The sequence below is a fragment of the Rhodopseudomonas sp. genome (assembly GCF_013377015.1).
In the GTDB taxonomy this organism is placed as follows: Bacteria; Pseudomonadota; Alphaproteobacteria; order Rhizobiales; family Xanthobacteraceae; genus JARJEH01.
On sequence record NZ_JACABA010000002.1, the window covers coordinates 1 to 19272 of the forward strand.

Consider the following 19272-nt stretch of genomic DNA (forward strand, 5'->3'; position numbering starts at 1 on the left):
TCCGCTACGAGTTCAAGGATCAAAATACCTGGACCGGACTCGTCCGCGCCCAGCGCAACTTCTAATCGGCCTCATTCGAGATCGATAAGCTGCTCAAGAGATGCCCCGGCGATAACCTCGCCGGGGCATCTTTGTAACGAATCTCCGCTGCGGCCGGGTGTGAGCTGCTGGAATCCCAGAATCGCACGGTTGCGGTCGTCGATTCGATCGGGAAACCGGCCTTTCGAAGTAAGGCCGATGCGGCGCGCCGAAACCGTGCATTTTGCGGCGAACTCGCGTCGCGCAAAGAAAACGTGTTAAATCAAGTGGTTATTTGTCTCTCTGGTCGGCCTCTGAGTGTTATTTGTGCAACACCGTCCCAAAAAGGATACCGCTGAAGGCGTTCAGAGCAGTTCCATTGTTGCGCGCCGCCGGGTGTTGAGCAATTGTCATAACTGCGACGGAGGGGGGCATCCCGAGGTCGTCCCGTACTAGGTGGTTCGCTTAAGTCCCTCGCGTTGAGCGGGTGTGTCCGAAGGCGCGAAGCGGCTAAGCGGGTTTCAAGGGACAAGGGAACCAACCTTCGGGTGCTTTGCATCCAGCGGATCCGGAACCTTCCCTACAGAGCAACTTGGAGGTTTACATGAAGATGGTTAAGAGCCTTATTCTCGGCTCGGCAGCGGCCCTGGTCGCAATGAGCGGAGCCCAGGCAGCCGATCTTCCGTTGAAGGCCAAAGCGGTCGAATACGTGAAGATCTGCTCTCTGTACGGCGCGGGTTTCTACTACATCCCCGGCACCGACACCTGCATCAAGCTCGGCGGCTACCTGCGCGCTGACGTTTCGTTCAACGCCTCCGGCGCATACGACGCGCCGGCGTGGTCGGGCGCTGCCGGTCAGAAGCTCCGCACCGCGAACAGCTACGTTTTCCGTTCCCGCCAGGACCTCAACATCGATACCCGCACCGCCACCGAATACGGCGTTGTTCGGACCTACTTCGATGCGACCTTCAACTGGACCACGGGTGACGGCATCGCCGGCGGTACGCTCGGCGTGTACTATGCCTTCATCCAGTTCGCTGGGTTCACCATCGGTAAGGCCGTGTCGCAGTTCGATGCGCCCTGGTCGGGCTATCCGGGCAACAACACCTCGTACCTGCTCGGCGGCTACGACGACGTGACCGGCATCAACCAGATCGCCTACACCGCCCAGTTCGGCAACGGCGTGTCGGCGTCGATCTCGGTTGAAGATCCCGTCACTTACACCCAGTCGGCGCTGTACAACGTCTCCGGCATGACCGCCGCCGGTGTTGCTTCCGGCGTCTACGGAACCAACTCCTACGCTGGTGCTCAGGTTCCGGACATCGTCGGTCAGCTCCGTGTTGACCAGGCTTGGGGTCTGTTCCAGCTGTCGGCTGCTGCGCATCAGGTCCGCGCCAGCTACTACGGCGCACTGGAAACCTCTGGTCATCCGAGCGACACGTGGGGCTATGCGGTGCAGGCTGCACTCTCGCTCAAGAACCTGCCGACCGGCGCTGGCGACAGCATCAACTTGTCGGCCGGTTATTCGAACGGCGCGAGCCGCTACGTTCTGGGTGGCGTGACCGGGAACAGCTTCGCGATGTTTGGTAACTCGGGCATTGCCTATCAGAGCGTCGCGATCGCGGGTGCTTCGGATGGCGTGTTCGCCGGCGCCAACAACGTTGTCGGCACCAGCATCGAGAAGACCAGCCTGTGGGGCGTTCGCGGTGCGTTCAACCACAACTGGAACCCCTACTGGTCGACCTCGCTGTTCGGTTCGTACACCTCGGTGGACTACAACGGAACTGCGACCGCGCGCATCTGCGCCGCTATCGCTGGACCCGCGACCTTCAGCTGCAACCCGGACTTCCGGATTGCTCAGATTGGTCTCGTCACTCGCTGGACTCCGGTCAAGAACCTGACCTTCTCGGGCGAATTGATGTATACCAACCTCGATCAGAGCTACACTGGAACTGCTGTGCTTGCTCCGGGTGGTCTGAAGCCGACCACCACCTACGAGTTCAAGGACCAGGGCACCTGGACTGGCTCGCTGCGCGCTCAGCGCGTGTTCTGATCCAGATCGTCCTCGGACGAACTCGATTGATCTCAGAGACCCCGGCGGGCAACCGCCGGGGTTTTTGTTTGTGCTGCGGCAGCGCGGGATCGGAGCGGCGTAGCGCACAAGTCCGGTACCGCGCGCGGCGGTCGACGATGACAGGCATGGGAATTGGCCGGGAAGCGGGGGCGGGCAGGGCTTTGCACCGCGCGCAGCGGCAACGAACAAAAAGGCAACCAGGACCTGCGGCCGAAACCGCTGCTCGGGCATCAGGCTCATCGCCCGCCGCAGCATGTGGACGATCGGCGACGCCGGCCGCCATGCGCCGGCAGCGCCCGAGAGGGCAATGCCGACCGCTACTCGACCTGCTGCGCGCCGCGGCGCAGATCGGCCTCGATTTGCAGCCTGGTGCCGCCGCCGAAGCGGGCGCGATAGACCTGCAGGTTTTCCATAATCCGCTGCACGTAGTTGCGGGTCTCCGAGAACGGGATCTGTTCGACCCAGTCGACCGCGTCGACCTTGGGATCGCGCGGATCGCCATAGCGCTCGACCCATTTCCGCACGCTGCCGCGCCCGGCATTGTAGGCGGCGAAGGTCATGATGTAGGAGCCGCGATAATCCTCGATCAGGCCGCCGAGTTCGGCGGCGCCGAGGGCGGCGTTGTAGACCGGGTCGGTCTTCAGCCGGGTGAGATCGTAGCTACAGCCGTGCCTCTTGCAGACGTATTTCGCCGCATCCGGCGTCACCTGCATCAGGCCGTAGGCATTGGCAGGGGAGACGACCGCCGGATTGAAGGCGCTTTCCTGTCGCGCGATCGCGAACACGATGCTTTGTTCGACCTCCGGCCCGACCGGCTTGAACGGTGGAATCCCACTCACCGGATAGGCGTAGAAATCGAACGGCAGCCCGCGATTGAGCGCGGCCTTGCCCATCAGCAGCATGCCGCGGGCGTCGCCGTTGCGCGAGGCCAGTTCGCCGAGCCCGACCAGCGCGTCGACGTCGCCGTTTTCGCCGATGTCGCCGAAGATCGGGATCGCGATCTCGCGCTCGTCCAGCGCATAGAGCAGCTGCACCGCGCGAACCACCTCGATCCGCTCGACGCCGCGACCGCGCGCGCTCGGCGCGCCGTTCAATTCAATCTGCGGCAGGCCCAGCTTGGCGCGCGCCAGTTGTCCGTAATAGCTGGTCGACTGCTCGGCGGCCGACGCATAGGCGGCGCGAGCGTCCTGACTGCGGCCGGCGGCCTCGGCGGCGCGGCCTTGCCAGTAGCCGGCGCGCGCCAGCGCGGTCGGATTGACGCTGCCGACGCCGATTCGAGCGAAGTGCTGCGCGGCGAGCGCCGGGTCCTCGAGGAATCGCAGCGCGATCCAGCCGGCGGTGAACTCCTGCTCGGTCTTGTAGATGTCGCGCGCCGGCAATGCGGCGTCGCGCGCGATCAGGTAGGCGTTGCGAGGCTCGCCGATGTCGAGCAGCTTGCGCGCCAGCAATCGCCGCTCGATCCACCATTCGTCGAGATTGTAGAGCCGGTTCGGATCCCGCGGCGCGGCCAGCATCAGTCGCGCGGCCTCGGCGAATTTCTCCTCGCGGCGCAACAACTGGATCCGGGTGAACATGTAGACAGGATCGCCGTGCAGTTCGGCGGGGACGGCGGCGAGCAGGGCGGCGCCGTTCGAGGCCTTGCGGTTGACGCCGATCCGCGCTTTGGCCAGCGCCAGTTGCCCGCTGCCCAGCCGCTTGGCCGCGCGCAGTGCCGCCTCGCTGTCGCTGCCATAGAGCAGAAGGTCCATCCGCGCCTTGTGATCGCCCGGCGTCAGCAGCGCGCCGAACAGGTCGAGCGCGGCGCTCTCGGTATCGGCCGACATCGAATCATTGCGCCAGGCGTCGCGGACGTAGCGCTCCGCATTGCGCCTGTCGCCGCGCGCCAGCGCCGCGCGCGCTAGCACCAGCTTGCCCTTGGCGGACAGCGGCGTTTCATCTTCGAAATAACCCAGCACGGTGGCATCGTCGCGGTGGTCGTCCCACAGCGCCGCCTCGGCGCGCCGGCGCAGGAACGTCTGCGACGGCCAGCTCGGATTGGCCTGAACGAAGGCGCGATAGCGCTCCACTGTGGCGCCATTGTCGTCGCTGCGCAGAATGATCCATTCGGCGAGTTTGCGCGCGACCGGGTCTGAAATCGTCGCCATCGCTTGCGTCGCGTCGGCCGGTTTGTGGTTACGCACCAGTTCGATCACGGCTTCCACAGCGTCGGCATCCGCCTGCGGCGTGGTGGATGACGCGGACATCGCCGATGCTGTGGCCTGCTTGCGGACCGGCGCCGCAGCGGCATGCCGCCTCGTGGCCGGTTCAATCGCGGGAGCTGCGATAGTCGCCTGCGCGGGCGCGGGCTTCGCTGCCGCCACGGTCGCAACCGGCGCCGACTGAGGCGTTGTCTTTGGCACCACGCTGCGCGCTATCGGGCGCGGCTTCGGCATCGGGATCTTCTTGGTTTCGGACTGCGCCTCGACCGCAAAGCCGCTCAGGCCGATGCCAAGCGTCAGCATCGCCGTGGACGCGCGCAACAGCGCCGCCAAGGCGATCGTGGGCTTCTCTGGTGGCTTGTCACGCAATGGCGGTGGTCCTGCTGGCGAAGGCAAATACCGATGCCCGGCTTGGTGATTCGACCGATTCTGTCAGCATCGACGTCGCAAGTGAAGGCTTCAGACCGCTGGAACCGGCCACGCGTCGATCAATCGCAGTTTGCAGCCGAGCACCGCGGCAAAAGCACGGCGATTTTGTTGCCGCTTTGTGAGTTCACCCGGCAGTTCCGGATCGGCCCCTGCCAGCGCCCACCGCGTTCGCCGCGGTTTCCGGATGGCGGCATCGGCAAATTTCCGCCATCGTGTAGCGTCTCGCCGGGGTCATCGCATTCATGTCGACGCTACGCCATGCCGCTGCCAGCGGCCGGATCTCGCCGCTCGGGTTGGTTTTCCTCGTCGTCGCGTCGGTCGGCTGGGGCCTCAACTTTCCGATCATGAAGAATCTGCTCAGCGAATGGCCGCCGCTGTCGTCGCGCGGACTGTCCGGCATCGTCGGCGCGGCGGCGTTGGCGTTGTTCGCGATCTATCGCGGACAGACATTGGCAGTGCCGCGCGCGATGTGGTCGCGGCTCCTGCTGGTATCGATGCTGACGATCGGCGGTTGGGTGGCATTCATGGGGTTGGCGTTGCTGTGGCTGACGGCCAGCGACGCCGCAGTGCTGGGGATCTCGATCCCGGTGTGGGTCGCGGTGATCGCCTGGCCGGTGTTGGGCGAACACGTGTCGGTGACCCGCGCTGTGGCGCTGCTGATTGCGCTGGGCGGCATCACCGTGCTGATCGGTGGCAGCGGACTCGACGCCAGTTTGGCGAAGCTGCCTGGAATCCTGTGCGCGCTGGCCGGCGCGCTGTGCGTCGGGCTCGGCACCGTGCTGACCAAGCATTTCCCGCTGGCGATGCCGCCGCTGGCGCTGGCGGCGTGGCAGGTCGGATTGGGTTGCGTGCCGATTGCCATCATCGGCCTTGTCGTCGAGCAGCCACAGCTCGCAGCACTCTCCGGCATCGGCTGGGCTTCGATGCTTTACATGACGCTGGTGCAGTTCTGCGTCTGCTACGTCTGCTGGTTCGCCGCGCTGGAGCGGCTGCCGGCGGCGACCGCCTCGATCGGCACTCTGCTGGTGCCGGTGGTCGGCGTGCTGGCGTCGGCGGCGATGCTGCACGAACCGCTCGGCGCCCGTGAGCTCACCGCCCTCGCGGTTACGCTCGGCGGCGTGGCGCTGGCGCTGCGGTCGTAGTTGTTCTTGCGATCACTTCGATCCGCGACCGCAAAAACAAACGGCGCCCGTGAAGGCGCCGTTCAAACTAACAATTTGTTCAGCTCAGGTCACGGGCAGGGGTGGCGCAAGCCGTCATAACCGAGATAGGTGCCGGACTCCGGATCGTAGGACTTGTAGCGCCGCATGCAGTAGGCGTCGGAATTGCCGCCCGGCACTACCGTGACAACGGGGGCCTCATCCTCGTAGTAATAGGGGTCGCCGCCATAATAGTAAGGCGCCCCCAGCGCTCCGCCCAGAATCGCACCGCCGATGATCCCGGGGCCGATTCCGCCGCCGTAGCCGCGATGATAACCGCCGCCGCCGAAGCGGCGACCGCCGCCGCCGTAAAATCGAGGGCCGCCACCACCACCGCCGCCGAACCGTGGGCCACCACCGCCACCCCCGCCGAAGCGTGGACCGCCTCCGCCGCCGCCAAGGGGAGCGCCACCGCCGCCTCGGCCACCACCACCGCCGAGGGCAGCGCCTCCGCCACCACCTTTGTCGCCGCCACCACCCAAGGCTTGCGCATAGCTGTCGGTCGAACCAACCACCGGTACGGCCAGAACCAGAATTGCAGCGGCACTCAAAATCTTCAGACTGATCATCGCAGGCTCCTTACACGGGTCAGTTCTCAATCCCCTCGGGCGTCGGAAGTTCCCGATCCTCCGGTATAATCGCCGCGCCAAGGTGGGCACATGGAACTGTACGCCAAATGAACGAATTGCGGTGAATCCGCGATGATCGCGCCTCTGCTGGCCGCCGGCTTCCCCCGGCTGGACAATCCGTGCGTCCGGTGGCATCACAATCCTGCAAATCGTCTCCAACGGGCGCGCCCTATGAAACTGTTTCTGCTCCGGTTTTTCACGTGGTGGTCGGGTTACACGTTTGGCACCCAGCTCTGGACCTGGCGCTTCGGCGAACTGGTCGGGCAGGACGAGGGCGGCAACCGTTATTTCCGCACCAGGGGCGGCAAGATCGATCCGTCGCTCGGCTTCGAGCGGCGTTGGGTGCTGTATAATGGTTATGCGGAGCCGACCCGGGTGCCGCCGGCCTGGCACGGCTGGCTGCATCACACGGTGGACGTTCCGCCGACCGAGGAAGATTATCAGCCGCGCGAATGGCAGAAGCCGCATTTGCCGAACCTGACCGGGACGGCAGCGGCCTATCGGCCGGCGGGATCGACGCTGGCGAGCGGCCACCGGCCCAAGGCCACCGGCGACTATCAGCCCTGGACTCCGAATTAATCAGTCCGCCGGCAACGTCTGCGCCGCGAGCCGAGCCGCCGCGCGGCTGATCGCATCGCGGCGTCGCTGCCTCGCACCTGTCATCCGATCCGTCAGCATCGCCAGGATCTGCGGCGGCGCGCGGTCCGGTGAACCAGAATTGAACGGCGGCGCCGGATCGTATTCGAGCATCAACTGAATCGCCTCCGCGGTGGCGCGATCGGCCAGCAGCGACGCCAGCATCAGCGCGAAATCGATGCCGGCGGTGACGCCGCCGCCGGTGATGCGGTTGCGATCGACGCAGACCCTTTCGTGCGTCGGGATCGCGCCGAACGCGGCGAGATCATCCATCGCCGACCAGTGGGTGGCGGCGCGATAGCCGCGCAGCAATCCGGCCGCGCCCAGCACCAGCGATCCGGTGCAGACCGAGGTGATGTAACGGGCGCCAGCGGCTTGGTGGCGCAGCCATGCCAGCGTCTCCTCGTCATTGACGATGTCGTCGGTGCCGACCCCGCCCGGCACGCAGATCACCTCGAGCTGCGGGCAATCGGCGAAGCTCACCGTCGGCATCAGCGTCAGCACGGTGTCGCTCGGCACCGGCTCGATCCGTTTCCAGATCAGGTGCACCGACGCGCCGGGAATGCGCGACAACACCTGCAGCGGACCGGTGAGATCGAGCTGGGTGAGTTTCGGGAACAGCAACAATCCGATCTGCAACGATGCCGCCATGGGAAACCTCCGCTGGGCTTGACGGGACGAGATTGCCATGGTCGGCTGATGGCCGAAATGGCAATTTTCCCTCGTTTTCAGACGCGGAGCGCAATCATGATCGGCGTCCTGGTCTATCCGGACTTCCAACTGCTCGACGCTGCAGGGCCAATCTCGGTGTTCGAGATCGCCGGTCGTCTCGCCAGCGCGCGCGCGACCATCAAGGTGATCGCGGCCGTGCCCGGCGCGGTGCGTAGCTCATCGGGCGTTGAACTTCTGGCGCGCGGCTTGCGCCATGATGCCACGATGCGGACGCTGATCGTCGCAGGCGGCGAGGGCGTGCGCGCGGCCGCGAGCTGCGAACGCACGCTGGGCTTCGTGCACGCGGCGGCCAAGCGCGGTTGTCGCGTCGCCAGCGTCTGTTCCGGGGCCTATCTGCTGGCCGAAGCCGGTCTGCTCGATGGCCGTCGCGCCACCACGCATTGGGGCCGCACCAAGGATTTCCTCCGACGCTATCCTAATGTCCGGCTGGAATCGGATCGGATCTATGTGCGCGACGGGGAGATCTGGAGCTCCGCCGGGATCAGCGCCGGCATCGATCTGGCGCTGGCGATCGTCGCGGAGGATTTTGGCGACGCGGTGGCGCGCGACACCGCGCGGCAGCTGGTGCTGTATCATCGCCGCGCCGGTGGACAGTCGCAGTTCTCGTCGCTGCTGGAATTGCAGGCGCCGAACGGACGGTTCGGGCCATTGCTGGCCTGGGTGCGCGAACATCTCGATCAGCGGCTGACGGTCGAGCAACTGGCCGAGCAGGCTAGAATGAGTTCGCGGCATTTCGCCCGCGCCTTCATCGCCGAAACCGGCACCACGCCATCGAAGGCGGTGGAGCGGTTGCGGATCGAAGTAGCGCGAAGCCGGGTGCAGGCATCCGGCGAGGCGATCGAGCAGGTCGCCGAGGCGACCGGCTTTGGCGATCCCGAGCGGATGCGGCGCGCCTTCATCCGCGCCTTCGGCCAGCCGCCGCAATCGCTGCGCCGCGCCGCGCGCGTGGCCTGAGTCGCTTAGTTTCCCCGCAGCATCCGCTGCATGATGCCATCGCGATAGATGAAGCGGTGCACCAGCGCCATCGAAACGTGAAGCACGATTATGATCAGCAGCGACCATTCGGCAGCCTGATGCCAGCCGTCGATCGCTTTGTTGTAGGCGGGATTGGCGGGCGACAGCATCGGCAACGGCCACATCCCGAAATAGGAAATGCTCCAGCCGCGGAAAGAGGCAAACATCCAGCCGGTGAGGGTGGTCACGAACACTAGCAGATAGAGTAGCCAGTGCATGGCTTCCGAAGCTAACCGCTGCAATCCGACCAGCGAACTGTCCGGCGCCACCGGATGAGTCAGGCGCCACACCAACCGCAGCGCAATCACCGCAAGAATGGTGAGCCCGAGCGAGACATGCAACGTCATCGGCGCGCCGGGTTTCATGTCGCGATGCAGATCCGGCATCAGCCAGCCGATCGCGTATTGCACGGTGAGCAGCGCTACGATCAGCCAATGAAAGAGTTTTGCGGTGGTTCCGTATTGCGACTGAGCAGGCATTGGGGTTCCTCGACGGCGAGTTGGCACGTTCAAGTGCGAGTAAAAAGCTGGAAACCATCCATAGTTTGCATTGCGCCCCCAAGCCAAGCCATGATGTGGCGCAAACCGAGTGAGATTGGCTCATCGTCCCGGTCGCGCAGCGAGCAACCGTTTGAGGCCCCGATGCACAAAGTGAAATTTCGCCTGAACGACCGTCGATTGGCGCCCCGCCGTACCAAGCTGGAAATTCCTGGATGGGCCGGTCAGCGGGAGCCTCGCGCCGACGGTTCGCGCGAGCAAGTCTGGCACTGCGTGCCGTTTTCCGAAGGGGCGCAATATGGCATCGAGCTGTTCTATCCTTACAAGAACGAGCTGCACGTCAGCACCAAGGACGGAAAGCTGAGCTTGGTCGGAGATTTCGGCGACCCGCCCGACGGCGGGGTGCAATGGCCGCCGTTCCGCAATTTCGGCGACGGTTTCTACACCTACCAGATTCTTCTGGACCTCAAGGTCGAGAAGGGTTTTGCGATCCGAACCGAGCCGCATCCACGATTCTACACCGATCCAACCGGCACCGTGCCGATCGCGGTGCCGGCGCTGGTGCGCAATTGGTGGCCGATGCTGTTCTTCACGGTGTTCAAGGCGCCGGCTGAGGGGTGCACCCATATCTTTCGGCCGAACGAGCCGTTCTTGCAGATCATCGTGATCCCGGAAGAGGCAGATTTCGAACTTGAAGAGATGAATGAGGAAGAGGCCGCGGAGCGCGAGCTGCAAGCACGGCGAATCTATTCCAGCCGGCCGACTCTGTCGGCGGGCACGGAATGGACCTCTTCAACTGACACGGTGTTCGACGGCACTTACCGGCATTTGCATCGCGCCGCGAAGGACAAAGCGCGTCAGTCATGACGGTGCGCCATCATAACAAAACGGGGCCAAAGGGCCCCGCTCGGTGTTTCCCGCCTCAGTAGTCGTTGCGATAATCGCGCCGATAGAAGCTGTGGTGATGATGGTGATGGTGGTGGTGGCGCCGGTAGCGCGGCACGACGACAATCCGGGGTTCGTCGTCGTAATACCTGCGATAGTTGCTGTGGTGATGATGATGGTGGTGGTGGTGATAGTACTGCGCGAGTTGAATATTGGGGTCGGCCGGTTGGTTCGATCGGGATTCGTCGACCGCACGCAACAGCTCCGAGGCGTTGGCAATCGGCTCCAGCAATTCCGCGAATGAGCTCGCCCTCAGGATCGCGGTTGGGTCCGGGGTGACGGTCGGGGCGGCTTGAGCTGCGTTGAAGGCCCCGATCGACGCCATGGCGCCGAGCAGGCCTGCGATCTTCTTTTCCATTGGATTTCCTTTGCTGGCCGCACAAAAAGTCGCTTGGCAAGCGGCAACTGATTTGCAGGAGCAAGGTTCCTTGGTCTTGCCGGTTTTTTCAAGGCAGATCCCAAAACAGCCGCCGCTCTTGATCGAGTTCCGACAGCCATCTGAGTGCCGGTGGGCGTTGTCAGCCCAGCGCCTTCAGCCAGCCGCCGATCTCGCGCACCGCGACGTGGGCCTGCGGCAGCAGTTTGCCCATGGTGAAGAAGCCGTGGAACTGGCCCGGGAAATTGCGGTGCTGAACCGCCACGCCGGCGTCGGCGAGGCGCTTCGCATAATCGTCGCCTTCGTCGCGCAGCGGATCTGCGCCAGCGGTGATCACGATCGCCGGCGGTAGCCCGGAGAGGTCTTTCACCCGTGCCGGCGAAGCACGCCAGTCGTGAATCTCGGCGGCGCCGTTGAGATAGTGATCGCGAAACCATCGGATCACCGAATGGGTCAGCAGGACGCTGGTCTCGGGTTCGCTGTGCGACGGATGGGTCATGGCGAAATCGGTGGCGGGATAGATCAGCACCTGGCCGGCGAGCTTCGGACTGCCCTTGTCGCGCGCGGCGATCGCCACCACCGCGGCGAGATTGCCGCCGGCGCTGTCGCCGCCGACGCTGATCCGCGCGGCGTCGATGCCGAGCTGCGCCGCATGGTCGGCGATCCAGGCGGTCGCGGCCAGCGCGTCGTCGATCGCGGCGGGAAATTTGTGCTCCGGCGCCAGCCGGTAATCGACCGAGATCACGATCAGTTGCCCGTCGTCGGCGAGCGCACGGCATACCACGTCGTGGGTGTCGAGATCGCCGATCACCCAGCCGCCGCCGTGAAAGAACACCAGCGCCGGCGCCAATCCGCCGATCTGGCGCAGCGTCTTCGGTGTGTAGACGCGGGCCGGGATCTCGCCGGCCGGGCCAGGAATCGAGGTCGATTGCACCGAGGCCAATTCCGGCGGCTCCGGATTGCTGACGACGCGGGCCGCCAGATAATAGTCCCGTGCTTCCTGCGCCGTCAGGTCTTCATAGGCCGGCCGGCCGGCTTCCTGAAAGGCTTTGTACACGGCGGCGGCGTCGGGATCGAGGATCGCTGGCATTTGAACTACACCTGTTGCTTGGCTATGGAGTTGCGTGGTGATGGAGGTTCGTTGTCGGAGATGACGCGCTAACTGGCGGTGCGCCCGCCATCGACCGTGTAGGCCGAGCCGGTCACGTAGCTGGCCTCGTCGGAGGCGAGGAACGCCACCACCGAGGCGACTTCGGCGGCGTGGCCCAATCGCCGCGCTGGGATCCTCTCGACGATCCTTTCGTTCGGGATCGGCGCGTTGCCGGGATTGCGGCCCTCGATGATCGAACTCAGCATTCGGCTGTCGATCAATCCCGGGCAGACGCAGTTGACCCGCACGCCAGTGCCGGCGCATTCCAGCGCCGCGCTCTTGGTCAGCCCGATCACCGCGTGCTTGCTGGCGCTGTAGGCGGCGATATCGGGCGAGCCGATCAATCCGGCGATCGAGGCGGTGTTGACGATGCTGCCGGTGTTCTGCTTCAGCATCACCGGCAGTACATGCTTCAGCCCTAGGAACACGCCGACCACATTGACGTCCAGCACGCGGCGAAACGCTTCCAGCGACGTGCGTACGATCGGCGCGATCTCGCCCTCGATCCCGGCATTGTTGTAGAATACGTCGATGCGGCTGAACTTGCCCAGCGCATGGCCGACATAGCCCGCGACGTCGTCCTCGCGCGTGACGTCGGCGAGAATGGCCAGCGTCTCGGCATGGTCGGGAAGCCCGGCGACCGCGTGCTTGAGCGCTTCCGCGTCGCGGTCGACCGCGACGATGCAGGCGCCGCGCGCCGCCAGCAGTTTCATGGTCGCGGTGCCGATCACGCCGGCGGCGCCGGTGACCAGCGCAATCTTGCCGTCGAGCCGAATACGATCGGTCATGTCAGACGTTTCCTCGGTTCCTTCCGGTTTGATCCGGAATGTTGCGGCGGGCATCGGAGTTGTCCCGCGCTTGCGCCTTGGCCGATTATTTCAGGTGTGGCGCCGCATGACCAGTGCTGGAGGGCGGCGTTCGCGGCGCCGGGGGAACCCGCCCTTTCCCCGCCGTATTCGGCGTGTTAACCGGGGGCCGATGCGAGCGGCCCAAACCTGTACAATGTCGCGAGCCTGATTCGTCGATTGAAGCCGCGCAAAATGTTTCGAACCCTGAGCATTGCTGGTCTTGCGGCGCTTCTCGCCGCCCCGTTGATTGCGCTTGCGTCGCCGGCGCGGGCGCAGATCGGCAATATATTCTCCGAGCCGTCGCCGCGTCCGCCCGGCAATATCCCGCGCGATGCTGCGCCCGACGACGAAGAGGAAGTGCCGGATCTGCCGCAACAGGGTCGGCTGCTGCCAGCCCCGAACCGGGTGGCGCCAGGGCAGGGCGCGCCGCCGCCTGGGCCGGTGCAATCGCAGCCGCTGCCGCCGCCTCCCGGCACCACCATTGTTCCGCAGACCTCGCCCAGCGCGGCGCAGCCGGCCCAGCCGAACACCGGCGTTGCCGCGGTGCCGCCGGCTGTCAATCCGCTGCCGGGACTGCCGCCGGGGCAGCGCCAGCCCAAGACCGCGCCGCCGGCGCCGGCGACGCTGCAGCCCGGCGACGAAGTGGTCACCGAGCCGCCGGCGCAGAAGATCGTCAACAAGAAGGCGAGCTTCTCCGGGCTCGACAAGATCACCGGCCGGATCATTAATTTCGACGCCGACATCGGCGAAACTGTTCAGTTCGGCGCTCTGCGGGTGAAGACCGACGCCTGCTACACCAGGCCGGCCACCGAGGCCGCCAACACCGACGCCTTTGTCGAGGTTGACGAGATCACGCTGCAGGGCGAGGTGAAGCGAATCTTCTCGGGCTGGATGTTCGCGGCCAGTCCCGGCCTGCACGGCGTCGAGCACCCGATCTACGATATCTGGCTGACCGACTGCAAAGGGCCGGAAACCACCGTAGTCACAGCGCAGCCCGATCCGCCGAAGCCGGCGCCACCGCCGCCGCAGAAGCGCGCGCCGCCGAAACAGCCACGGCCGCAGCCGGCGCAGCCGAATCCGTTCCCGACTTTCAGGCAGTAGTTGTCATTGCGAGCGGAGGTCGGCGCGTAGCGCCGGCCGACAGCGAAGCAATCCAGAAGCCGCGAACGAAGACTGGATTGCTTCGTCGCAAGTGCTCCTCGCAATGACGAACGCGAGCGCTTGAGCGTTTGTCGAGTGAGCTTCCGGGCTGCTCGGCGTCCGGACTATAAATTCGCCGCGCCGAACACTTCGCGATACCAGTCGGCGGCGAGGTTCGGATTGATCCGACCGTCGACGATGAACACGCCCGGCGCGCCGGCCTCGACCCAGCGCCGCAACGGACCAAGATCGGCGGGCGAGCGCACCACCACCCCGTCGGCGCCATAGCCGCGTGCGATCGCCGCGAAATCCGTCACCGGAAACTGCGCCATCTTCGGCGAATAGCCCTCGGGGCCGAAATGGTGCACTTCGGCGCTATAGGCGCTGTCATTGTAAACCAGGATGCAGATCCGCATCTTCAACCGCACCGCGGTCTCGAGTTCGGCGATCGACATCAGGAAGCCACCGTCGCCGGCGGCGCAGACGATCAGGCGGTCCGGCTGCGTCACCGCGGCGCCGATCGCCGCCGCAAGCCCGAGCCCGATCGACTGAAACGCGATCGGGATGCACCAGCCGCGCGCATCGGGCACGGCGAAATAGCGCGTCACCCAGCCGACGAAATGGCCGCCGTCGACCACCACGACGCGGTCTTTCGGCAGGATCTCGTCGATCGCCTTGCTCAGGGTGCGCGGATCGATGTAGTCGGCGGTGCCGACATCCTCATAGGGCACGCGGCGGCTGCTGCGGCGGTCGATCAGGTCGGCGACCTCTGGGGAACGCCAGCCGTTCGGAGCTGCGCCGTCGTCGGCGGTTTCCAGCGCGCGCAACACCGACGACGCGACCGACGCCGCATCGCCCTCGACCTCGAGGTCGACCGGGCGGTGCAGGCCGCAGCGGCCTTTCTCGACGTCGACCTGGACCAGCTGGGCATATTCGGAAATCAGTTTGCCCTTCTTGGTGGTCCACATGTTCAGCGAGGTGCCGAAGGCGAGAATGAGATCGCTCTGCGCGATCAGTTCGGCCGCGGCCGGCGACGAGAAGCCGCCGGCGATGCCGAGATTCCAGGGATGGCCGGCGAACATGCCATGGGCCTGCACCGAGGTCGCCAGCAGCGCGCCGAGGCGGTCGGCGAGTTCAAGCAGGATCGGCTCGGCATCGGCGACGACGGCGCCATGGCCGGCGAGGATCACCGGCCTGCGCGAGGCCTTGATGGTGGCGATCAGCTCGCGGAACGCCGTCAGATTCGGCGGCCGCGCCGGCTCCGACGCGGCGCGCGCGATCGCCGCCGGATCGGCCGCAGGTGCTGCGTCGACGCCGATTTCCTGGACATCGATCGGCAGGCTCAGCACCACCGCGGTACGCTGGCGCCGCGCCGTGGTCGCGGCGCGCAGGGCATCGTCATAGGCCGTTTTCGCGTCGGCAATCTGCAGCCAGATTGCGCCGACGGACCTCACCAGATCGGCCTGGGTGAAGGCGAAGGCGGAGCGACGGTCGCCACGCACGACGTCGCCGGCGAGAACCAAGAGCGGCGTGTCGCTCTTGGCAGCTTCGGCGATGCCGGTGATCGCATTGGTCAGTCCGGGACCCGCAGTCACACTGACGACGCTGAGTGCGCGGTCAAGACGCGCGGCGGCGTCCGCCATGCTGACCGCGCCGCCCTCATGGCGTGCGGCGATGAATTCGATGCCGAGATCGGTGAGCGCCAGCGTCACCTTGAAATTGGCGCCGCCAACGAGTCCGAAACAGCGCCTGGCTCCCGCATCGGCAATGGCGCGGGCGACCTCGCGCCACACCGGGGTCAGCGCCGAATTGATCTGGGTCGCAGGCAGCGATGTCATCGGTTGATTTTCCTGCATTTCGCCCCCCTGGATTTCGGACGGCAGCTGCCGCCGAAGCCTAGTTGAATTCGCTTGCGCGCGTATGCGCTTATGTTGCGCAGACTGCCGCGGCGGCTGCCTATCTCGTCGCCAGCCCGGCCAATCGCGACACGCTGCGCGCGCGACTATCTTGCCGCCGCGATGATCGCCAGCGCGTCGGCGCCGCGGACCGGGACGTCAATCGGCAGCGCGTCGAACGACGCCATGCCTTTCAGCGCGGCGTCGAGCATCGCGCGATAGCGCTGCCGCGGCACCTCGATGGCGCCGAACGAGCGCAGATGTTCGGTGACGAACTGGGTGTCGAGCAGCACGTAGCCGCCGGCGAGCAGCCGCGCCACCAGATGCACCAGCGCCACTTTCGAGGCGTCGCGGGTGCGATGGAACATGCTCTCGCCGAAGAACGCCCGGCCGAGGCTGACGCCGTACAGCCCGCCGGCGAGGTCGCCGTCCTGCCAGACCTCGACGCTGTGGCAATGCCCGATCTCATACAGGCCGGTATAGAGCTCGCGGATCCGGCGGTTGATCCAGGTGTCGTCGCGATCCGGCTGCGGCGCGGCGCAACCGCCGATCACCGCCTTGAAATCGCGATCCACGGTGACGGTGAAAGCGTCCGAGCGTACCGTCCGCGCCAGCCGCGAGGCGACGTGGAATCCCTTCAGCGGAATGATGCCGCGCAGTTCCGGTTCGACCCAGAACAGGGTGGGATCGTCGACGCTCTCCGCCATCGGAAAAATGCCGCAGGCATAGGCGCGCAGCAGCACTTCCGGCGTGATCTCGGACGAAGCGGAGTCGCGTGAAGCCATGACTATTCCTAGCACGTCGGCAACGTCCCGGCGACTCCGCTGCGGACTGAGTATTTTCTGAACGCTATAATTGTTCCCGCAAAAAGCAAAAATATAGCTGGAGACACTCGGTTGGAATCGACCGATAGGTGATCGGCATCGGCGGCATCCGTCGCCGCTCCAGATCAAGTGAGTTCCGCCGGTGGCGAATATTGTCGTGCGAAGCCTGTCACGCCGATCCTTTCTGGCCTCGACCGCGGCGCTGATTGTCGCGGGGTCGACGCCCGGATTTGCGCGCACCATTGTCGGGCGGATGCCATGGGAGCCGGGCAGCGCGACGCCGCCGGTTCAGGTACGCCCCGGTCCGTGGATGTTCTTCACCGCCGACGAAGCAGCTTTAGTCGAAGCCGCGGTCGATCGGCTAATTCCGCCCGACGATCGCGGCCCCGGCGGCAAGGATGCTGGTTGCGCGGTCTATATCGATCGGCAGCTCGCCGGTCCCTATGGCGGCGCCGCGGGCCTCTATATGCGTCCGCCCTTCATGCCGGGCGCCGCCACCCAGGGCTATCAACTGCCGGGTTCGCCCGCTGCGCGCTACCGCGCCGGATTGCTCGCGCTGGCCGACCACGTCCGCACCGCCTTCGCCGGCAAGACATTTCGCGAGCTCGCGCCGGCCGATCAGGACAAGGTGCTCGGCGGCCTGGAGACCGGCGCCATCGTGCTGAAGGACGTCAACGGCGCGGAGTTCTTCGCGCTGCTGCTGCAGAACACCCAGGAGGGGTTCTTCGCCGATCCGGTCTATGGCGGCAATCGCGACATGGCCGGCTGGAAGCTCGTCGGCTTTCCGGGCAGCCGTTACGATTATCGCGACTGGGTCGATCAACACGACAAGGCCTACCCGCTGCCGCCGGTGAGCATCATGGGGCGGTCCGACTGGACCGTGCGGGAGTAGGACGATGGCACGCAAGCTTCCCCGCAAGGATGTGGTGATCGTCGGGCTCGGCTGGACCGGCTCGATACTCGCTTACGAGCTGGCGAAGGCCGGTCTCGACGTGGTGGCGATCGAGCGCGGCCCGTGGCGCGACACCGCGACCGATTTTCCGCCGGCCTATGCGCAGGACGAATTGCGCTACGCAATTCGGCTCGATCTGTTCCTGCGGCCCGAGCAGGAGACGCTCACGTTCCGCAACAATGCCAGCCAGTCGGCGCTGCCGATCCGCAGCTTTGCCGGCTTTCTTCCCGGCAACGGCGTTGGCGGCGCCGGCGTGCACTGGAACGGCCAGACCTGGCGCTTCCTGCCGACCGATTTCCGGCTGCGCAGTCATCTCGAGGAACGCTATGGCAAGAATGCGCTGCCCGGCGACATGACGATCCAGGATTGGCCGGTCAGCTATGACGAGTTGGAGCCTTACTACGACCGGTTCGAGAAACTCTGTGGCACCTCGGGCAAGGCCGGTAACCTCAAGGGGACGGTGCAGCCCGGCGGCAATCCGTTCGAGGGCTGGCGCTCCTCGGACTATCCAAACCCGCCGCTGAAGCAGGGGCTTGGCGCCGCGCTGTTCGCGGAGGCCGCGCACAAGACCGGGCATACGCCGTTTCCGCAGCCCGCCTCCAACATGAGCGAGGCGTATGTCAATCCGCTCGGACTGAAGCTCGGCCAGTGCACCTATTGCGGCTTCTGCGAACGGTTCGGCTGCGGCAACTACGCCAAATCCAGCCCGCAGACCTGCGTGCTGCCGGCGCTGCTGCGATTTCCGAATTTTTCCGCGCAGACCGAATCCGAAGTCACCAAGATCAATCTCGACTCGACCGGCAAGCGCGCCACTGGCGTGACATATGTCGACACCTCCGGCGAGGAATGGGAGCAGCCGGCGGACATCGTGCTGGTCTGCGCATTCTCATTGTTCAACGTGAGGCTGATGCTGCTGTCGGGGATCGGCCAGCCCTATGACGGCGCGACCGGGCAGGGCGTGGTCGGGCGCAACTACGCCTATCAGACCACGTCGGGTGTCAGCCTGATCCTGAAGGACAAGATCCTCAATCCGTTCATCGCCACCGGCGCCCACGGCATGATGATCGACGACTACAATGGCGACAATTTCGACCACAGCGGGCTCGGCTTTGTCGGCGGCGGCTATATGGGCGCGGGCCAGACGGGCGCCCGTCCGATCCAGACCCGGCCGGTGCCGGCGGGCACGCCGAAATGGGGCGCGCAGTGGAAGAAGGCGACCGCGGAGACCTATCAGCGCGCCTTCAGTCTTTCGACCCACGGCAGTTCCTACAGCTATAAGGACTGCTATCTCGATCTCGACCCGACCTACAAGGATCGGCTCGGTCGGCCGTTGATGCGGATGACGTTCGATTTCCACGACAATGAGCTGAAGATGTCGGCGTATCTCACCGCGCGGCTCGCCGAGATCGGGCGCGCGATGGACCCCGCCGAAATGACGGCGAGCCCGCGCAAGGGGCCCTACAACGTCAACATCTACCAGACCACCCACAACACCGGCGGCACGGTGATGGGCGCCGATCCCGCCAATAGCGTGGTGAATCGCTACTGCCAGAGCTGGGACGTGCACAACGTCTTCGTGCCCGGCGGCGCCTCGGTGTTTCCGCAGAACCACGGCTACAACCCGACGGATACGGTCGGTGCGCTGGCCTATTGGACCGCCGATGCGATCAAGGATCGCTATCTCAAGAATCCGGGACCGCTGGTATGAAGCCGGTG

At 65.4% G+C, this 19272-nt stretch carries 18 protein-coding genes; 9 read left to right on the top strand and 9 right to left on the bottom strand.

Features of this window, described 5'->3' with window-relative positions; translation table 11 throughout:
• The first annotated feature begins 622 nt into the window (after positions 1–622).
• The gene (locus HXX15_RS08315) at positions 623–2071 is read left to right on the top strand and encodes a porin (protein WP_296514933.1); all 1449 of its coding nucleotides are present in this window, start codon (positions 623–625) and stop codon (positions 2069–2071) included.
• Positions 2072–2409: 338 nt separating this feature from the next.
• Here HXX15_RS08315 and HXX15_RS08320 read toward each other — a convergent pair whose 3' ends face one another.
• The gene (locus tag HXX15_RS08320; RefSeq protein ID WP_296516880.1) at positions 2410–4593 is read right to left on the bottom strand and encodes a lytic transglycosylase domain-containing protein; all 2184 of its coding nucleotides are present in this window, start codon (positions 4591–4593) and stop codon (positions 2410–2412) included.
• Between the two features lie 65 nt (positions 4594–4658).
• On the opposite strand from HXX15_RS08320, the gene HXX15_RS08325 reads away from it, so the two are divergent.
• Both HXX15_RS08325 and HXX15_RS08330 read left to right on the top strand, forming a co-directional pair.
• Positions 4659–4841: a hypothetical protein gene (locus HXX15_RS08325; RefSeq protein ID WP_296514936.1), complete on the top strand. Its 183-nt coding sequence runs from the start codon at positions 4659–4661 to the stop codon at positions 4839–4841.
• Between the two features lie 120 nt (positions 4842–4961).
• The gene (locus HXX15_RS08330; protein WP_296514937.1) at positions 4962–5861 is read left to right on the top strand and encodes a DMT family transporter; all 900 of its coding nucleotides are present in this window, start codon (positions 4962–4964) and stop codon (positions 5859–5861) included.
• An 89-nt stretch (positions 5862–5950) separates the two neighbouring features.
• On the opposite strand, the gene HXX15_RS08335 is transcribed toward HXX15_RS08330, so the two are convergent.
• On the bottom strand, positions 5951–6487 hold the full coding sequence (locus HXX15_RS08335) for a BA14K family protein (protein WP_296514939.1): 537 nt from the start codon (positions 6485–6487) through the stop codon (positions 5951–5953).
• 231 nt (positions 6488–6718) lie between these two features.
• Here HXX15_RS08335 and HXX15_RS08340 point away from each other — a divergent pair, with 231 nt between their 5' ends.
• The gene (locus HXX15_RS08340) at positions 6719–7126 is read left to right on the top strand and encodes an NADH:ubiquinone oxidoreductase subunit NDUFA12 (protein ID WP_296514942.1); all 408 of its coding nucleotides are present in this window, start codon (positions 6719–6721) and stop codon (positions 7124–7126) included.
• Here the strand turns inward: HXX15_RS08340 and HXX15_RS08345 are convergent, their stop codons facing one another.
• Positions 7127–7834, bottom strand: coding sequence for a DJ-1/PfpI family protein (locus tag HXX15_RS08345; RefSeq protein WP_296514944.1), 708 nt, complete (start codon positions 7832–7834; stop codon positions 7127–7129).
• Positions 7835–7930: 96 nt separating this feature from the next.
• Here HXX15_RS08345 and HXX15_RS08350 point away from each other — a divergent pair, with 96 nt between their 5' ends.
• Entirely contained in the window at positions 7931–8869 is a 939-nt protein-coding gene (locus HXX15_RS08350; protein WP_296514947.1) for a GlxA family transcriptional regulator, read from the top strand.
• 5 nt (positions 8870–8874) lie between these two features.
• Here HXX15_RS08350 and HXX15_RS08355 read toward each other — a convergent pair whose 3' ends face one another.
• Positions 8875–9408 (bottom strand): cytochrome b, encoded by a 534-nt coding sequence (locus HXX15_RS08355; protein WP_296514949.1) that lies wholly within the window; start codon positions 9406–9408, stop codon positions 8875–8877.
• 162 nt (positions 9409–9570) lie between these two features.
• Here HXX15_RS08355 and HXX15_RS08360 point away from each other — a divergent pair, with 162 nt between their 5' ends.
• Complete coding sequence (locus tag HXX15_RS08360; RefSeq protein WP_296514952.1) at positions 9571–10293, top strand: hypothetical protein; 723 nt, start codon at positions 9571–9573, stop codon at positions 10291–10293.
• Positions 10294–10348: 55 nt separating this feature from the next.
• On the opposite strand, the gene HXX15_RS08365 is transcribed toward HXX15_RS08360, so the two are convergent.
• The 3 genes from HXX15_RS08365 to HXX15_RS08375 form a co-directional block, all read right to left on the bottom strand.
• Positions 10349–10729 carry a hypothetical protein gene (locus tag HXX15_RS08365; protein WP_296514954.1) on the bottom strand — a complete coding sequence of 127 codons (381 nt, stop codon included), beginning with the start codon at positions 10727–10729 and terminating at the stop codon, positions 10349–10351.
• A gap of 160 nt (positions 10730–10889) precedes the next feature.
• Entirely contained in the window at positions 10890–11837 is a 948-nt protein-coding gene (locus tag HXX15_RS08370) for an alpha/beta hydrolase (protein ID WP_296514956.1), read from the bottom strand.
• Between the two features lie 68 nt (positions 11838–11905).
• A complete protein-coding gene (locus tag HXX15_RS08375; protein ID WP_296514958.1) occupies positions 11906–12685 on the bottom strand; it encodes an SDR family NAD(P)-dependent oxidoreductase in 780 nt (259 codons plus the stop codon).
• Between the two features lie 252 nt (positions 12686–12937).
• On the opposite strand from HXX15_RS08375, the gene HXX15_RS08380 reads away from it, so the two are divergent.
• Positions 12938–13846: a DUF2155 domain-containing protein gene (locus HXX15_RS08380; RefSeq protein WP_296514960.1), complete on the top strand. Its 909-nt coding sequence runs from the start codon at positions 12938–12940 to the stop codon at positions 13844–13846.
• A 164-nt stretch (positions 13847–14010) separates the two neighbouring features.
• Here the strand turns inward: HXX15_RS08380 and HXX15_RS08385 are convergent, their stop codons facing one another.
• Together HXX15_RS08385 and aat are read right to left on the bottom strand one after the other, a co-directional pair.
• Entirely contained in the window at positions 14011–15723 is a 1713-nt protein-coding gene (locus tag HXX15_RS08385; RefSeq protein WP_296514963.1) for a thiamine pyrophosphate-binding protein, read from the bottom strand.
• Positions 15724–15887: 164 nt separating this feature from the next.
• A complete protein-coding gene (gene aat / locus HXX15_RS08390; protein WP_296514965.1) occupies positions 15888–16565 on the bottom strand; it encodes a leucyl/phenylalanyl-tRNA--protein transferase in 678 nt (225 codons plus the stop codon).
• Between the two features lie 181 nt (positions 16566–16746).
• On the opposite strand from aat, the gene HXX15_RS08395 reads away from it, so the two are divergent.
• Together HXX15_RS08395 and HXX15_RS08400 are read left to right on the top strand one after the other, a co-directional pair.
• Positions 16747–17496 carry a gluconate 2-dehydrogenase subunit 3 family protein gene (locus HXX15_RS08395; RefSeq protein ID WP_296514967.1) on the top strand — a complete coding sequence of 250 codons (750 nt, stop codon included), beginning with the start codon at positions 16747–16749 and terminating at the stop codon, positions 17494–17496.
• 4 nt (positions 17497–17500) lie between these two features.
• Positions 17501–19264: a GMC family oxidoreductase gene (locus HXX15_RS08400; protein ID WP_296514970.1), complete on the top strand. Its 1764-nt coding sequence runs from the start codon at positions 17501–17503 to the stop codon at positions 19262–19264.
• The last annotated feature ends 8 nt before the right edge of the window (positions 19265–19272 follow it).

Bases quoted from the DNA above. Each gene is read 5' to 3' on its own strand.
- HXX15_RS08350 (WP_296514947.1), top strand. From the start codon at position 7,931: ATGATCGGCGTCCTGGTCTATCCGGACTTCCAACTGCTCGACGCTGCA.
- HXX15_RS08370 (WP_296514956.1), bottom strand. From the start codon at position 11,837: ATGCCAGCGATCCTCGATCCCGACGCCGCCGCCGTGTACAAAGCCTTT.
- HXX15_RS08400 (WP_296514970.1), top strand. From the start codon at position 17,501: ATGGCACGCAAGCTTCCCCGCAAGGATGTGGTGATCGTCGGGCTCGGC.
- HXX15_RS08315 (WP_296514933.1), top strand. From the start codon at position 623: ATGAAGATGGTTAAGAGCCTTATTCTCGGCTCGGCAGCGGCCCTGGTC.
- HXX15_RS08330 (WP_296514937.1), top strand. From the start codon at position 4,962: ATGTCGACGCTACGCCATGCCGCTGCCAGCGGCCGGATCTCGCCGCTC.
- aat (WP_296514965.1), bottom strand. From the start codon at position 16,565: ATGGCTTCACGCGACTCCGCTTCGTCCGAGATCACGCCGGAAGTGCTG.
- HXX15_RS08325 (WP_296514936.1), top strand. From the start codon at position 4,659: ATGGCGGTGGTCCTGCTGGCGAAGGCAAATACCGATGCCCGGCTTGGT.
- HXX15_RS08375 (WP_296514958.1), bottom strand. From the start codon at position 12,685: ATGACCGATCGTATTCGGCTCGACGGCAAGATTGCGCTGGTCACCGGC.
- HXX15_RS08385 (WP_296514963.1), bottom strand. From the start codon at position 15,723: ATGACATCGCTGCCTGCGACCCAGATCAATTCGGCGCTGACCCCGGTG.
- HXX15_RS08335 (WP_296514939.1), bottom strand. From the start codon at position 6,487: ATGATCAGTCTGAAGATTTTGAGTGCCGCTGCAATTCTGGTTCTGGCC.
- HXX15_RS08355 (WP_296514949.1), bottom strand. From the start codon at position 9,408: ATGCCTGCTCAGTCGCAATACGGAACCACCGCAAAACTCTTTCATTGG.
- HXX15_RS08365 (WP_296514954.1), bottom strand. From the start codon at position 10,729: ATGGAAAAGAAGATCGCAGGCCTGCTCGGCGCCATGGCGTCGATCGGG.
- HXX15_RS08340 (WP_296514942.1), top strand. From the start codon at position 6,719: ATGAAACTGTTTCTGCTCCGGTTTTTCACGTGGTGGTCGGGTTACACG.
- HXX15_RS08360 (WP_296514952.1), top strand. From the start codon at position 9,571: ATGCACAAAGTGAAATTTCGCCTGAACGACCGTCGATTGGCGCCCCGC.
- HXX15_RS08380 (WP_296514960.1), top strand. From the start codon at position 12,938: ATGTTTCGAACCCTGAGCATTGCTGGTCTTGCGGCGCTTCTCGCCGCC.
- HXX15_RS08345 (WP_296514944.1), bottom strand. From the start codon at position 7,834: ATGGCGGCATCGTTGCAGATCGGATTGTTGCTGTTCCCGAAACTCACC.
- HXX15_RS08320 (WP_296516880.1), bottom strand. From the start codon at position 4,593: ATGCTGACGCTTGGCATCGGCCTGAGCGGCTTTGCGGTCGAGGCGCAG.